At 29.0% G+C, this 15,394-nt stretch carries 16 protein-coding genes; 15 read left to right on the top strand and 1 reads right to left on the bottom strand.

Annotated features, from left to right (window positions below; all coding sequences use genetic code 11):
• Positions 1-56: 56 nt before the first annotated feature.
• From T514_RS0114900 to T514_RS0114830, 15 genes are all read left to right on the top strand, one after another.
• On the top strand, positions 57-311 hold the full coding sequence (locus tag T514_RS0114900; RefSeq protein WP_242850610.1) for a helix-turn-helix domain-containing protein: 255 nt from the start codon (positions 57-59) through the stop codon (positions 309-311).
• Between the two features lie 245 nt (positions 312-556).
• A complete protein-coding gene (locus T514_RS0114895; protein WP_051542057.1) occupies positions 557-1,192 on the top strand; it encodes an SMI1/KNR4 family protein in 636 nt (211 codons plus the stop codon).
• Positions 1,193-1,336: 144 nt separating this feature from the next.
• Positions 1,337-1,867, top strand: a complete 531-nt coding sequence (locus tag T514_RS0114890) for a hypothetical protein (protein WP_156939936.1) — start codon at positions 1,337-1,339, stop codon at positions 1,865-1,867.
• A gap of 108 nt (positions 1,868-1,975) precedes the next feature.
• Positions 1,976-2,455 (top strand): hypothetical protein, encoded by a 480-nt coding sequence (locus tag T514_RS0114885; protein WP_027625511.1) that lies wholly within the window; start codon positions 1,976-1,978, stop codon positions 2,453-2,455.
• Positions 2,456-2,645: 190 nt separating this feature from the next.
• The gene (gene uxaC / locus T514_RS0114880; protein ID WP_027625510.1) at positions 2,646-4,052 is read left to right on the top strand and encodes a glucuronate isomerase; all 1,407 of its coding nucleotides are present in this window, start codon (positions 2,646-2,648) and stop codon (positions 4,050-4,052) included.
• A gap of 189 nt (positions 4,053-4,241) precedes the next feature.
• Positions 4,242-5,243: a LacI family DNA-binding transcriptional regulator gene (locus T514_RS0114875; protein WP_027625509.1), complete on the top strand. Its 1,002-nt coding sequence runs from the start codon at positions 4,242-4,244 to the stop codon at positions 5,241-5,243.
• Positions 5,244-5,339: 96 nt separating this feature from the next.
• Positions 5,340-5,987, top strand: a complete 648-nt coding sequence (locus T514_RS0114870) for a bifunctional 4-hydroxy-2-oxoglutarate aldolase/2-dehydro-3-deoxy-phosphogluconate aldolase (protein WP_027625508.1) — start codon at positions 5,340-5,342, stop codon at positions 5,985-5,987.
• 18 nt (positions 5,988-6,005) lie between these two features.
• A complete protein-coding gene (locus T514_RS0114865; protein WP_027625507.1) occupies positions 6,006-6,953 on the top strand; it encodes a sugar kinase in 948 nt (315 codons plus the stop codon).
• A gap of 101 nt (positions 6,954-7,054) precedes the next feature.
• Positions 7,055-8,077 (top strand): TRAP transporter substrate-binding protein, encoded by a 1,023-nt coding sequence (locus T514_RS0114860; RefSeq protein ID WP_027625506.1) that lies wholly within the window; start codon positions 7,055-7,057, stop codon positions 8,075-8,077.
• 1 nt (position 8,078) lies between these two features.
• Positions 8,079-8,564: a TRAP transporter small permease gene (locus T514_RS0114855; RefSeq protein WP_027625505.1), complete on the top strand. Its 486-nt coding sequence runs from the start codon at positions 8,079-8,081 to the stop codon at positions 8,562-8,564.
• Positions 8,565-8,578: 14 nt separating this feature from the next.
• Positions 8,579-9,889, top strand: coding sequence for a TRAP transporter large permease (locus T514_RS0114850; RefSeq protein ID WP_027625504.1), 1,311 nt, complete (start codon positions 8,579-8,581; stop codon positions 9,887-9,889).
• Between the two features lie 23 nt (positions 9,890-9,912).
• Positions 9,913-10,986, top strand: a complete 1,074-nt coding sequence (gene uxuA / locus T514_RS0114845; protein ID WP_027625503.1) for a mannonate dehydratase — start codon at positions 9,913-9,915, stop codon at positions 10,984-10,986.
• 24 nt (positions 10,987-11,010) lie between these two features.
• On the top strand, positions 11,011-12,618 hold the full coding sequence (locus T514_RS0114840) for a mannitol dehydrogenase family protein (RefSeq protein ID WP_027625502.1): 1,608 nt from the start codon (positions 11,011-11,013) through the stop codon (positions 12,616-12,618).
• Positions 12,619-12,762: 144 nt separating this feature from the next.
• The gene (locus T514_RS0114835; RefSeq protein ID WP_479723128.1) at positions 12,763-13,806 is read left to right on the top strand and encodes a DNA polymerase beta superfamily protein; all 1,044 of its coding nucleotides are present in this window, start codon (positions 12,763-12,765) and stop codon (positions 13,804-13,806) included.
• Positions 13,799-15,157 (top strand): tRNA nucleotidyltransferase/poly(A) polymerase-related protein, encoded by a 1,359-nt coding sequence (locus T514_RS0114830; protein WP_027625500.1) that lies wholly within the window; start codon positions 13,799-13,801, stop codon positions 15,155-15,157. Before T514_RS0114835 ends, T514_RS0114830 begins: the two co-directional genes overlap by 8 nt.
• Positions 15,158-15,176: 19 nt before the next feature.
• Here the strand turns inward: T514_RS0114830 and T514_RS0114825 are convergent, their stop codons facing one another.
• On the bottom strand, positions 15,177-15,356 hold the full coding sequence (locus T514_RS0114825; RefSeq protein WP_027625499.1) for a hypothetical protein: 180 nt from the start codon (positions 15,354-15,356) through the stop codon (positions 15,177-15,179).
• Positions 15,357-15,394 lie beyond the last annotated feature (38 nt).

The raw sequence follows: 15,394 nt of genomic DNA, 5'->3' as shown, positions 1-15,394 counted from the left end.
CCCAAAACGATATTAAATAACGATTCAAACACGAAAATATTTATAGGCGTTACAATGTGCCTAAATTGGTTATAGGGGTGATTGTAACGATGATAAAAATACATTTATCAAGAATCCTTGGTGAAAAGAGATTGACGCAAGCAGACCTCTCACGAAAGACAGGAATTAGACCTAATACTATTAGTGAGATGTATAATGAGCTTGTTGAAAGAATTAATTTAGATTATCTTGATTTGATATGTGAGACATTAGATTGTAAAGTGGAAGATATACTTGAGTACATACCGAATAAGAATAAAAAAATTAAATGAATATGAAAATGTGATGAACATCTAAGTAAGATAGATGTTCACTTTATATAATAAAAAAAGATCTATACAAAATAATATTAATGGTGTATAAAATAAGCAAGATTAATCATGATAAAAACATGAAATCTTGCTTATTTTTTGCCATAAAACGTGAAAAAATTTGCCAAGAAAAATGCGAAGCTACAGCAAAAATACGATTTAAAATAGAGAAAGATAAAAATATAAAATAAGAAAGGGTGAAAAGATTGAATTTAAGTAATGAATTGAAAGAAAAGTTACTGTTGCTTAAACATGAAAGTGGAAAGATTGAAGATTTTGCAGATTTTAATTTTTTTAATATAGAAGATATTGAAGAGGAACAAATCGGATATAGTATTGACGAAGATGGCAACTCTTTAGTCTCTGATGAAGAAGGTTCATGGGAGTCAGGGTGGATTGTAATAGGATGTGAAAATTTGTGTGGAGATCCTATTATAATTGATACTAAAGAAGAGGGCTTTCCAATAACATTATTAATGCATGGAATGGGAGATTGGGGTGCAGGAACTTACTTATCAGAATCTATAGATAAATTTATAAATGAAATAAAATGTATAAATAATTTTATTGATGAAAAGAGTATACAAAATACTAATCCGAGGATTACATGTAAGGAGCTAGATAATTTAATATATGAGATAATTGAGGAAGATGAATGCGGGGATGCTGATGCTTGGAAGAATATGCTGGAACCAATTTATACCTCTACTGAAGAATATGAAAATGCTATTATAAATAAAGTAAAGATAATGTCAAAAGAAGGCATAAAAATTAATGAAATTTCAACTACACTGAATATGTCACTAAAAGATACATATGGATATTTGAAAAAATCAAAATAGGTTTTGTCAATATTTATGATGAAGGCTATCTTATTTAAGATGGTCTTTTTTTAATTATATCGCATAAAGAACACAATCTATAATTTCCATATAAGTAAAGTTTAAGCTATAAAAGCACGATTTAAAATAGAGAAAAGTAAAAATATGAAAAAAGAAAGGATGAGAAAAATGAATCCAAGTTATTTTAGAATTAAACTTCCCTTTGAAGAAGCAAAAGTGCGATTATGTAAATGGTGGGGAATTGATGCACCAACTGAATTGATTAACATTGATTATTTTAAGGCAGTAGAAAGTGCCTGTAATGAAAATGGCAATTGGAGAGGTGCAGCATTATATGTGTACGAAAATGATGAATGGACAGTTTTTGAAGATCTTTCAGGCGGCTTTGCAACTATTCCTGCGGATTCATGGGCTAAGTTTGCTCAAAAAGATTCCTTTATTTTTGCTGGCTATAATGATGCTATTCCTTATGGAGAGTTGATAGTAATAGATGATGGTGAAATTATTAGAGAATTTTTGGATTTTTCAGATGAACCAGAAGAAAATGTTGATATTGGAAAACTTGAACAAGAAGAGGAAACACCAATAGAAAGTTGGTGTGAAGTTGCCTCTTTTGTAGATGAAGATGATATAGCATTTTCGGATACTGGATGGCTATGGGTACAATGTAATTAATTTTAGATTGGAAAAAGTATTATGAAGGTAAATTATTATGATGAAGATAGGATATGTAGTATAGGAAGAATTAAAAACTCTTAATTTAAAATTATAGGAGAAAATATTATGAATTATGAAAATGAAATTGAAATTATGAGAAAAATGTTTATGGATGAAATAGAAATAGATATTTATGAATATATTGAAAAATATGATAATGCAGTTGAGGTTTTACTTGAACATTCAGATTTGACAATAATAAAACCTTTAATGGAACTTTTTTATGATGATTGTTATGAATTGAGTTTAATGGAAGAATTAGAGGAATTTATATTAACAATTGCCAATAGATATGGTAAAGATGGTTTTTTAGAAATTATTAAAAACTTAAAATATGTTAAAGAAGCTGGAGAATATTTCGGAAAAGAAGCATTAGTTAAAATGATAATGTGGAGTAATAATGAATATTTAATATTTTTAAGTGCGTTGCCTCATATATCTCAATCTGAAAGAGAAATTCTTGTTTCAATATTACTTAAAATAAAAGAAGATAATGCAGAAAGTCTTAAAGAAAGAGTAGATGAATTAATAAAGTTATTAAGTTAAAAGGAGCTGCGAAATTGCAGCTCCTATATTTTTTAACCATTTAAATAATATAAAATAAAAAACAAATTTCAATTATTTTTAAAATTTAACCAATTTACTATTGAATTATATAAAACTTTATCCTATAATGAAGATAAACTAATGTTAACGTGAACAATAATTGAATTTATTAAAAGAGAGGGTGAATCATATGAGAAAATTTATGGATGAAAACTTTTTATTATTTAATAACACAGCAATAAATTTATATAATAATTATGCAAAAAATATGCCTATTATTGACTACCATTGCCATTTAAGTCCAGAAGAAATCTTTGAAAACAAAAGGTTTAAAAACATAACTGAAGCTTGGTTATATGGAGATCATTACAAGTGGAGAGCTATGAGAAGTAATGGGATAGATGAAAAATATATTACTGGCGATGCTAGTGATTATGAAAAATTTATGGCATGGTCAAAAACAATGCCAATGGCTATAGGAAATCCACTTTATCACTGGACGCATTTGGAACTCCAAACATATTTTGGAATATATGATGTTTTAAATGAAAAAACTGCTCCTGTTATTTGGAAGAAGGCAAATGAATTACTTAATGGTGAATGCTTTGGAGCAAGAGATCTGATTAAAAAATCTAATGTTAAAGCATTATGTACAACAGATGATCCAACAGATTCATTAGAATATCATATAAAACTTAAAGAAGATACTGAATTTGATGTGAAGGTTTTGCCAGCTTTAAGACCAGATAAGGCACTTCAAATAAATGCAGAAGGTTTTACTTTATGGGTTAAAAAACTTGAAGAAGTATGTAAAGAGACCATAATAAATTATGATGAATTTTTAACAGCTTTAGAATCAAGGGTAAGATTCTTTCATTCAGTTGGATGCAGAATATCAGACCATGGATTTAATAGTTTAACATATGGAAAAGCTACAAAAGAAGAAGTAGAATATATTTTTGTAAAAGCACTAAAAGGGGAAAATGTAACAAAGGAAGAAGAAAGCAAATATGTAACATACACATTACATTTCTTAGGTAAGTTATACTCAGAATTAGGATGGACAATGCAATTACATATTGGAGCATTAAGAAATAATAATACAAAGATGTTTAGAAAATTAGGACCAGATGCTGGATTTGATTCTATTAATGATGAAAAAGTAGCATATTCTCTTTCTAGATTATTAGATTCATTAGAAGAAGTAAATTCTCTTCCTAAAACTATATTATATACACTAAATCCTAAAGACAATTATGTTCTTAGTACTATGCTTGGAAACTTCCAAGGAGCTGAAATTCCAGGAAAGATACAGTTTGGATCTGCTTGGTGGTTCTTAGATAATAAAGAAGGTATGATAGAACAAATGAAAACTTTAGCTAACACTGGATTACTAAGTCGTTTTGTAGGAATGTTAACTGATTCAAGAAGTTTCCTATCTTATACAAGACATGAATATTTCAGAAGAATATTATGTAACTTGATAGGAGAATGGGTTGAGAATGGAGAAATACCAGATGATATGGAGTTTTTAGGAACTGTTGTTGAAGGAATATGCTACAATAATGCAAAAAAGTATTTCAGCATAAATTGTTAACGTGAACAAGAAAGTTGAGGTATTTTGTCACTTAGTACGTATATTTAAAATAACAAAACACTACCATTATATATGGCCAAGCATTAGGTGCAACTCATATGAATGGAATAATTAAATATTGAATTTTCTAGTTAAGTACTTTTTTATATGATATTATATAAGTATTTACTATAGCATAGAGGTGTTAAAATGGGAGTAACTATAAAAGATATAGCTAGAATTGCAAATGTTTCACATACTACTGTTTCACGAGCACTTAATGACAGTCCTTTTATAAACGAAGATACAAAAGTTAAAATAAAATCTATAGCAAAAGAGCTTAATTATGTACCAAATTATAGTGCTAAAAGTTTGGTGTTAGATAGATCATATAATATAGGATTGTTTTTTACAACTATAAGTCAAGTAACTTCACCAAGGTTTTTTTATGAAACTGTAAGTGGTGTAAATAGTGCTATAAAAGAAAGCTACAATTTAGTAGTTAGAGGAATTGATGATTATAAAAAATTTACATTGATTAATAACAAAAGATTTGATGGAATTATATTAATGAGTCAAAGTAATAGTGATAATTCCTTTATATATTATTTACTTGAAAAAAATATACCTGTAGTTGTATTAAATAGAGATATAGATGATAATTCTATAACTAATATATTATCAGCAGATAAAAAAGGAGCTTATAAAGCTGTAGATTATCTTATACAAAAGGGCCATAAGAATATAGCCATAATAGAAGGTAAAAAGGGATTTAATGCTACTATTGAGAGAAAAGATGGATTCTTAAAAGCATTAATTGAAAATAAACTACAAATACAGAATGAATATATGGTTGAAGGAGATTACACTATTGAAAGTGGATATATTGCTATGAAAAAGCTATTAAGTTTAAGTAATATTCCAACAGCTGTGTTTTGTTCTAATGATGAAATGGCAGTAGGAGCCATGAAAGCTGCATTTGAGGCAGGACTTAATGTTCCGAAAGATATTTCTGTTATAGGATTTGATGATAATCAGCTAGGTGGTTTTATAACCCCAGCATTAACTACAGTAAGAAGGCCTATTATGGAAATAAGTAAAAAAGGTGCAGAGAAACTTTTAAATATTATAGAAAACAAAATAACTGATGGAGAAAAGATATACGTCAATACAGAACTTATTGAAAGAGAATCAGTGGCAAAATTATATTAATTTTGCCACTAGATAAAAAAATTTAAAGAAAATTGTTAACGTTAACAAGACTATATAAGTATAAATTTCGAAACAAAAGAGGATTAGGAGGATAATATGAAAAGAATCGAAACTATAAAAAAAATAATTGACTGTGGTGTTGTAGCAGTAATAAGAGCTGAATCAAAAGAGGAAGGAATAAAAATAATTGATGCTGTAAAAAATGGTGGAATAAAGGCTTTAGAAATAACAATGACTGTTCCAGGAGCGGTGGATGTTATAAAAGAAATATCTGAAATGTACAAGCATGAAGACTTAATTATAGGAGCGGGAACAGTACTTGATTCAGAAACAGCAAGAGCATGTATACTTGCAGGAGCTAAATATATAGTAAGTCCTTATCTTGATTTGGATACTGTTAAATTATGCAATAGATATAGAATACCTGTAATGCCAGGAATAATGACTGTAAAAGAGGCAGTTGAAGCTCTTGAATATGGTGTTGAAATATTAAAGGTTTTCCCAGGTAATGCCTATGGTCCAGCAATTATAAAATCATTCAAAGGACCTATACCTCAAGGTAATTTTATGCCTACAGGTGGAGTTAATTTAGATAATATAAAAGATTGGATAAAATCAGGAGCTGTAGCTGTTGGCACAGGATCAGATTTAACTAAAGGTGCTAAAACGGGAGATTACGAATTAGTTACTAAAACAGCGGCAAAGTTTGTAGAGGAAGTAAGAAAAGCAAGAGCTGATATCTAGGAAGAGGTGTAAGTGCATATGGAAGTATTAACTTTTGGAGAAACCATGATAGTTTTTACCCCAGGTTCCAATGGACCATTAAGATATGTTCATAGTTTTAATAAGTCTATAGGTGGAGCAGATTCTAATGTAGCTATAGCACTTGCAAGGCTTGGACATAAGTCTGCATGGTTTTCAAAGTTAGGAAATGATGAGTTTGGAAGATATATTCAAAACACTGTAAGAGGAGAAGGTGTGGATGTTTCTAAATTAAAATTTACTGATGAAGCAAGCACAGGACTTCTTTTCAAAGAGAGATTTAGTAGTGAAGATCCTAATGTTTATTATTATAGAAAAGGCTCAGCAGCCAGCAGATTATCTGTAGATGATTTAGATTTGGAATATATAAGACAAGCTAAGATAATTCATATTACAGGTATAACTTCAGCTTTATCAAAGAGTGCAAAAGATGTAGTTTTTAAAGTGTTAAATATAGCAAAAGAAAATGGAATAACTATTTCATTTGACCCCAATATTAGATTAAAGTTATGGACATTGGAGGAAGCAAGGCCAATACTTTTAGATATAGCAAAGATGTCAGATATAGTTTTACCAGGAATTTCAGAAGGCGAAATGCTTTTAGGTACTAGCGATGAAAAAGAAATAGCACAAAAATTTATAGATATGGGTTCAAATATAGTAGCAGTAAAGCTTGGAGCAGATGGATGTTATGTGGCAAATAAAGATAAAGGTGTTTATGTAAATGGATATTCAATCGATAAACCTGTGGACACTGTTGGAGCAGGAGATGGCTTTGCAGCAGGTTTTTTATCAGGAATATTAAAAAAATTAAGTATTGAAGAATGTGGTAAGTATGGTAATGGAGTAGGGGCTATGGCTACTCTTGTTCAAGGTGATATGGAAGGTTTTCCTTATTTAGATCAGCTTATGGCCTTTATGGGAAAAAAGAAAGTTATAGATAGATAATATATTTGTACTTTAATTATTATCCTAAAGTTATTTATTAAAAATTTATATTTTATCATTATATTATTAAAATTTGTGATATGTAAAGAGGGAGGAACAATATGTTAAAGTTTATGAAAAAAACTATAGCTGTAGGTCTATTAGTTTCAATTTTAGCTTTTAGTTTGACTGGGTGCAGTAGTGTTACTAGTGGAAAACGAATTATTCGTATATCTCATGGACAATCAGAAGCTCATCCTGACCATTTAGGACTATTGGCATTTGAAAAATATGTAGAATCCAGATTAGGGGACAAGTATGATGTTCAAATTTTCCCTAATGAATTATTAGGACCTTCTGTAAAGGTAATAGAATTAGTTCAAACAGGAGCAATTGATTTTGCAGTTTGCAGTACTGGTAATCTTGAAACTTTTGATAATGTTTACCAAATATTTAGTACACCTTATCTATTTGATAGTGTAGACGCTTATCATAAGGTTATGGAAGATAAAGATTTAATGAGCAGCATTTATAAATCTACAGAAGCTGCTGGCTTTGAATCAGTTACATGGTTTGAGGCAGGTACTAGAAACTTTTATGCTAAAACAGCTATAAAAACTCCTGATGATTTAAAAGGTAAAAAAATTCGTGTTCAGCAAAGTCCTACTAATGTAAGAATGATGGATTTATTTGGAGCTGCTGCAGCACCTATGAGTTTTGGTGAAGTATATACAGCTATACAGCAGGGAGTAATTGATGGTGCGGAAAATAATGAATTAGCGTTAACTAACAATAAACATGGAGAAGTTGCTAAATATTATTCATATAATCAACATCAAATGGTTCCTGATTTATTAATAGGAAATGTTAAATTGTTAAATAGCTTACCTCCTGAAGAAAGAAAGATATTTGATGAAGCTGCTGAAGAAGCTACAAGAGTTGAACGTTCACAATGGGATACTCAGATAAAGAGTGCTATTGATCAAGCAAAGTCTATGGGAGTTAAATTTATAGATACTGATATAGAACCATTTAAAGAAAAAGTATTACCATTACATAAAGAATTATTAGCAAAAAATAAAAAATTACAGCCTATATATGACAGAATTCAAGAAGTAAATAAGCAAGTAAAGGAGAGAAAATAATATGAAGACTTTAAAAATGAAGATAAATAAAGTGTTAGAAATAATATGTATAGCTTTATTTGCATTTATAACAGTTATAGGAACTTATCAGATTATAACAAGATATGTATTCAACTCTCCTAGTACAATTTCAGAAGAATTATTGACATTTTCATTTACATGGATGGCATTACTTGCATCTGCTTTAGTTTTTGGAAAACGTGATCATATGAGAATGGAATTCGTTGCAAACCTATTCAAGGGAAAGGCTGGAATAATTTTAAGTATTATTTCAGAAATATTAGTTTTAATTTTTTCAGCTGTAGTGCTTGTTTATGGAGGAATTCAAATTACAAAACTTACAACCTTACAAATTACAGCTTCCTTAGGAATTCATATGTCATATATATACATTATAGTTCCTATAAGTGGAGTTTTAACAGTAATCTACAATATTATTAATATAAATGAATTGATTTTACAGTTGAAATCAGAAAATTCTAGATAAAGGAGGGTCTTAATATGAGTATAGCGTTAGTATCAGGACTAATAATAGCATTTTCTTTAATAATTTTATTACTTGGAGGTATTCCAATTTCAATTGCATTAGGTATATCTTCAATACTAGCTATATTACCAACATTAAATTTTGATGCTGCTGTTTTAACAGGGGCACAAAGAACCTTTTCAGGAATATCCGTATTTACATTAATAGCAATACCATTCTTCATTTTAGCCGGTAATATTATGAATAAAGGTGGAATAGCAATAAGATTAATAAATTTTGCTAAAATTTTAACTGGTAGAGTACCAGGTGCATTAGCACATACAAACTCAATTGCAAATATGATGTTTGGAGCTATTTCAGGTTCAGGTGTTGCAGCAGCATCAGCTATGGGTTCTATGATAGGACCAATTGCTGAAAAAGATGGCTATGATCGTGATTATATGGCTACTATAAATATAGCAACCGCACCAACAGGACTATTAATACCTCCAAGTAATGTACTTATAACCTATTCTCTTGTAAGTGGTGGAACTTCAGTAGCAGCATTATTTATGGCAGGATATATTCCAGGAATTTTATGGGGACTTAGTTGTATGATAGTTGCATATTTTATAGCACGTCAAAAGGGATATCGTAGCACAGAACGTGTTACTTTAAAACAAGCGGCAAAAATAACATTAGAAGCAATACCAAGTTTATTATTAATTTTAATTGTTATTGGTGGAATTATTGCTGGTATATTTACAGCTACAGAGGGCTCAGTAGTAGCCGTTGTTTATAGTTTAATATTATCTTTATTCTTCTATAAAACAATAAAATTTAAAGATTTGTATGAAATTTTTAAAGACAGTGCTGAAATGACTGGAATAATAGTATTTTTGATTGGTGTATCAAGTATAATGGCATGGGTTATGGCTTTTACTGGAATTCCTGCAGCTATTTCAAAGTCATTATTAAGTATTAGTAATAATCCTATAGTAATATTATTAATTATTAATATTGTACTATTATTTGTAGGAACTTTCATGGATATAACACCTGCAATCCTTATATTTACACCTATTTTCTTACCAATATGTAAGAGCTTTGGAATGTCAGCAATTCAATTTGGAATAATGATAACATTCAATTTATGTATAGGTACAATTACACCACCAGTAGGAAATATACTGTTTGTTGGTGTTAAGGTAGCAAAGACAAAAATTGAAAACGTAATGAAGAAATTAATACCATATTATGTAGCTATTTTTGTTGTATTGATGCTTACAACATATATACCTAAGGTTTCTATGTGGTTACCTTTATTAATGGGATATAAGAAATAATGTAAACTAAGGAGGAAAAAACTATGAAAATGACATTAAGATGGTTTGGCAGCAAACATGATTCAGTTACTCTTGAACAAATAAGACAAATCCCTAACGTTACAGGTGTTATTACAACACTTTATGATATTCCTGCTGGAGAAGTATGGCCTCTAGAAAATATTCTAAAGTTAAAAGAAGAAGTTGAAGCAAGCGGCCTTAAAATAGAAGGAATAGAAAGTGTAAATATACATGACTCTATCAAAATAGGATTACCTGAAAGAGAAAAATTTATTAAAAACTATATAGTGACTCTAGAGAACTTAGGTAAAGCAGGTATTAATATGGTTTGTTATAATTTTATGCCTGTATTTGACTGGACTCGTTCAGATTTGGCAAAGAAAAGAGCAGATGGATCTACTGTTTTATCATATGATCAAGACTTAATAGATAAAATTGATCCTGAAAAAATGTTTAAAGAAATTGATAATAATAGTAATGGATTTGTAATGCCAGGTTGGGAACCAGAAAGATTAGAACATGTAAAAGAATTATTTGAAAAATATAAAAATGTAAACAATGAGAAACTATTTGATAACCTTGTATACTTTTTAAATAGAATTCGTCCAGTTTGTGAAAAATATAATATAATGATGGCAATTCATCCAGATGATCCTGCATGGCCTGTATTTGATTTGCCAAGAATTATAAATAATAAAGAAAATATCTTAAAGCTTTTAAAGGCAGTAGATGCAAAATTTAATGGACTTACTTTATGTACAGGCTCTTTAGGATCAAATCCTAATAATGATATTTGTGATATAATTCGTGCTGCAAAAGGAAGAATTCATTTTGCACATGTACGTAATATAATTCACCATGCACCAGGCAAATTTGATGAAGCAGCGCATTTATCAAAAGATGGTTCATTAGATATGTATGAAATAATGAAAACATTATGTGAGATTGGATTTGATGGTCCAGTACGTCCAGACCACGGTCGCGCTATTTGGGGTGAAGTTGCAATGCCAGGATATGGATTATATGATCGTGCATTAGGAGCAGCTTATTTAAATGGATTAGAAGAAGCAATTAAAAAATCAAATAAAACAAAATAGTCAAAATGCAAGGAGGAGAATGCCTTGAAACTTACGCAAGAGGAATTAAGGAATAATAAAATTTGGGAAGAAGCTGGTTTTGAGTTACCTAAATTTGATAGAGATAAAATGATAAAGAATACTAAAGAAAATCCAGAATGGATACATTTTGGTGCAGGAAATATATTTCGTGCTTTTCCAGCAGCAGTTTGCCAAGATCTATTAAATAGAGGAATATTAAATACAGGCATAATAGTAGCTGAAGGATATGACTATGAGATAATTGAAAAAAGCTATAAAAAATATGATAATCTAAATGTTTTAGTAACACTAAAGGTTAACGGAACATTAGAGAAAAAAGTAATAGGAAGTATTGCAGAATCTTTATGTGTAGACACAAATAATTTAAATGACTGGAATAGATTAAAAGAAATATTTAAAAGCAAAACTTTAAAAATGGTTTCTTTTACAATTACAGAAAAAGGTTATAGTTTAAAGAATGGAAAAGATGAGTTTTTAAAGGATGTAGAAAATGATTTTAATAATGGTCCTTTTTCTGCAAGGAGCTATATTGGTAAACTAGTAGCATTATGTTATGAAAGATTTAAGGGTGGAAAATTACCATTAACATTAGTAAGTATGGATAACTGTTCACACAATGGTACTAAGCTAGAAAATGCTATTACAACTTTTGCAAAGTATTTGGTGGATAACAAATTAGTAGAAGCTGAATTCTTGACTTATGTAAGTGAGAAGCTATCTTATCCATGGACTATGATAGATAAAATTACACCAAGACCTGCTCAGTCTGTTAAAAATATGTTAAAAGAAGTAGGTTTTGAAGATACAGAAGCTATTACAACTTCAAAGGACACATATATTGCATCTTTTGTTAATGCGGAAGAGCCTCAGTATTTAGTTATTGAAGACAATTTTAAAAATGGTCGTCTTCCACTAGATAAAGGGGGAATTATTTACACAGATAAAGAAGTTGTAGACAAGGTAGAAAAGATGAAAGTGTGTACTTGTTTAAATCCTCTTCACACAGCGCTAGCTGTTTATGGATGCTTATTGTCTTACACTAAAATATCTGATGAAATGAATGATGAGGAGCTTGTAACATTAATAAAAAATATAGGTTATAAGGAAGGGTTACCTGTTGTAGTAAACCCAGGAATTATATCACCTAATGATTTTATAGATGAAGTGATGAAAGTACGTTTACCAAATCCATTTATGCCTGATACACCACAAAGAATTGCTTGTGATACTTCACAAAAATTAGGTATACGTTTTGGTGAAACTATAAAAGCCTATGTTAAAAATACTGAGTTAGATGTTAAAGACTTAACATTTATACCCCTTGTTATAGCAGGATGGTGTCGTTATCTAATGGCTATAGATGATAAAGGAAATAAATTTGAATTAAGTCCAGATCCTTTACTTTCATCAGTAACTCCAATAATAGATAATGTTAAACTAGGTAATATTGAAAATATTCATGAAACTTTAATGAAGATTTTATCTAATAAAGCAATCTTCGGTGTTGATTTATATGAAGTAGGTTTAGGCGAAAAAATCGAAAGCTACTTCAAAGAATTAATTGCTGGAGAAGGCGCTGTTCGTTCAACATTAAAGAAATATTGCAAATAATTAAACACAAACAAACGCTGAAAAACTAAGTTTTTCAGCGTTTGTTATTTGAAAAATTTTTAAATTTTACATTGTATTGTCTTATGTTTATAATAATTACAACGAAATTAAAAGAAACAGATAAATGGCAAGAAAGGGAAAAGCATGATGAATATAGATAAAATAAAAGAAAAACTTAATTCAAATGAATATGGTTTTTTAAGGAATAATAGCAATTTAAATAATAATATAATCTTGCTAACTTTAGGTGGAAGTTATTCTTATGGATTAAATGATGAAAATAGTGATATAGATATAAGAGGAATAGCCTGTAATACAAGAGAAGAAATATTAACTATGAAGTGTAGGGATAAACCTTATGAAGACAGAGAAACGGATACAGTTATTTATACTTTATCTCAAATAATAGAATTGTTATGCAATTGTAATCCTAATACAATAGAGATACTAGGATGTAAAGAGGATCATTATTTTGTTTTAAAAAGAGAAGGAAGACTTTTAAAAGATAATGCGAATATATTTTTATCACAGAAAGCAATTTCAAGTTTTAGTGGATATGCTAATTCACAATTAAGAAGATTGGAGAATGCTTTGGCTAGAGATAGTTACTCTAAGAAAGAAAAGGAAAAGCATATTTTAGAAACTATAAATTCTATGTTCTTAAAGTTAAGTGATAGATTTAAAGATATAAAAGAGGAGAATAAGCTGCATCTTTATATTGATAAATCTCAAAAAGAAACCTATGAAGAAGAAATTTTTATGGATATAATATTAAACAGGTATCCTTTAAGAGATTTCAAAAATATTTATAGTGACATTTTTAATATTATAAATGATTATGATAAATTAAATCATAGAAATAATAAGAAAGATAAGCTACATTTAAATAAACATATAAGTCATTTATTTAGATTATATATAATGGGTACTGAGATATTAGAAGAAAAGGGTATAAATACTTATAGAGAAGAAGATAGAGGGTTTTTACTGGATTTAAAAAATGGTAAATATGTAACTAAAAAAGCTAATGGAGAAGATGATTATAGTTTTGTATTTGATTTATTAGATCCTTATATTAAAAGATTTAATTATGCAAAAGAACATACAAATTTACCCGAGAATCCTAATATGAATGAAGTAAATGATTTAGTAATGGAGATTAACAGGAGTGTGCTAAAAAGTGATTAATAAACATATGAAGATAAATATACCTAAATCAGTGGAATTTATTATAAATACTTTAGAAGAAGCTAATTATGAGTCATATGTTGTAGGTGGGTGTGTTAGAGATAGTATATTAAATAAAATACCTAATGATTGGGATATTACAACAAATGCTAAAGCGGAGCAAGTGGAAGAGATTTTTCAACATAGAGGATTTAAAGTTATAGAAACAGGAATTAAACATGGAACAGTTACAATAATGATGGATAATATAGGTTATGAAGTAACTACTTATAGGATTGACGGGGAATATTTAGATGGTAGACATCCTGATAAAGTAGAATTTACAACTAGTTTGAAAGAGGATTTAAGTCGCAGAGATTTTACTATAAATGCTATGGCCTATAATCATACTGAAGGAGTAGTAGACTATTTTGAAGGAATTAAAGATTTGGAAAACGAAATTATCAGATGCGTAGGAAAGCCTTTAAAAAGATTTTCAGAAGATGCTTTAAGAATGATGAGAGCTGTGAGATTTTCAGCACAGTTAGGTTTTAAAATTGAAGATAACACAGAAAATGCTATAAGATCTTTGAGTAGTAATATTAGATTTGTGTCTGTGGAGAGAATTAAAGAGGAGTTTGATAAGATACTTTTATCAGATAATGTAGATAAAATACATAGCTTAAATTGTTATGGGCTAATGACGCATTTCTTGCCTGAATATGATATATGTGAGGCTACTTCTCAAAATAATCCTTATCATATTTTTGATGTTGCAACTCATTTGATTTGTAGTGTAGAAAATATTGAAAAGAATTTGTATTTAAGGTTAACAATGTTGTTGCATGATATTTGTAAACCTCAGTGCAAAACTACAGATGAATTAGGAATAGATCATTTTTATATACATGCACATAAGTCGGCAGAAAAGGCAAGAGAAATTCTTAAAAGAATGAAGTATGATAACAAAACAATAGAAAGAGTATATACTTTAATACAATGCCATGATTATGAAGTATATAGTAATAAATCTATTAAAAAGTTATTGAATAAAATAGGTGAGGAATTATTTGTAGATTTATTAAAAGTAAAAGAAGCTGATATAAAAGCCCAAAATCCAAGGTTTTATGAAGAAAGACATATGAAATTACTAGAAATAGAGAAAAAATTAAATAGTATTTTGCAGCAAAGGCAATGTTTTAGCTTAAAAGATTTGGATGTTAATGGTAAAGACTTAATTGAATTAGGATTAGCTCAAGGAAAAGAAATAGGTAAAATGTTAAATGAATTATTAGAAATAGTTATGGAAAATCCAGAATTAAATAATAAAGAGGAGTTAATAAATATAATAAAAAAGACACAAGGAATGTAAGGAAAAAAGAACCCCAAATTTAAAGGGGTCTATTGCTATCAATGGCACCATAATGATATTGTTCATTGGAGTTATAATTTTCTTCAGTAAAGGGAAATGGAGAGCTATCCACATCTGTACCATCCGTAATATTATTAGGTTGACCATATAAGTTATCTTCAATTTTTCTTATAGTATATTTCTTATTTCTTTTACCCATAGTTACCTCCGAAATTTTATTTTAATAATATTATTTGT

It is taken from the genome of Clostridium lundense DSM 17049, assembly GCF_000619945.1.
In the GTDB taxonomy this organism is placed as follows: domain Bacteria; phylum Bacillota; class Clostridia; order Clostridiales; family Clostridiaceae; genus Clostridium_AO; species Clostridium_AO lundense.
Note: the sequence above shows the minus strand (reverse complement) of the source record. Positions and strands in the feature narration are given on the sequence as shown.

What these genes read in the sequence shown, in the direction of transcription:
- T514_RS0114890 (WP_156939936.1), top strand. Translation starts at nt 1,337, where the DNA reads ATGAAAAAAGAAAGGATGAGAAAAATGAATCCAAGTTATTTTAGAATT.
- T514_RS0114860 (WP_027625506.1), top strand. Translation starts at nt 7,055, where the DNA reads ATGTTAAAGTTTATGAAAAAAACTATAGCTGTAGGTCTATTAGTTTCA.
- uxuA (WP_027625503.1), top strand. Translation starts at nt 9,913, where the DNA reads ATGAAAATGACATTAAGATGGTTTGGCAGCAAACATGATTCAGTTACT.
- T514_RS0114885 (WP_027625511.1), top strand. Translation starts at nt 1,976, where the DNA reads ATGAATTATGAAAATGAAATTGAAATTATGAGAAAAATGTTTATGGAT.
- T514_RS0114870 (WP_027625508.1), top strand. Translation starts at nt 5,340, where the DNA reads ATGAAAAGAATCGAAACTATAAAAAAAATAATTGACTGTGGTGTTGTA.
- T514_RS0114875 (WP_027625509.1), top strand. Translation starts at nt 4,242, where the DNA reads ATGGGAGTAACTATAAAAGATATAGCTAGAATTGCAAATGTTTCACAT.
- T514_RS0114850 (WP_027625504.1), top strand. Translation starts at nt 8,579, where the DNA reads ATGAGTATAGCGTTAGTATCAGGACTAATAATAGCATTTTCTTTAATA.
- T514_RS0114855 (WP_027625505.1), top strand. Translation starts at nt 8,079, where the DNA reads ATGAAGACTTTAAAAATGAAGATAAATAAAGTGTTAGAAATAATATGT.
- T514_RS0114835 (WP_479723128.1), top strand. Translation starts at nt 12,763, where the DNA reads ATGATGAATATAGATAAAATAAAAGAAAAACTTAATTCAAATGAATAT.
- T514_RS0114825 (WP_027625499.1), bottom strand. Translation starts at nt 15,356, where the DNA reads ATGGGTAAAAGAAATAAGAAATATACTATAAGAAAAATTGAAGATAAC.
- uxaC (WP_027625510.1), top strand. Translation starts at nt 2,646, where the DNA reads ATGAGAAAATTTATGGATGAAAACTTTTTATTATTTAATAACACAGCA.
- T514_RS0114865 (WP_027625507.1), top strand. Translation starts at nt 6,006, where the DNA reads ATGGAAGTATTAACTTTTGGAGAAACCATGATAGTTTTTACCCCAGGT.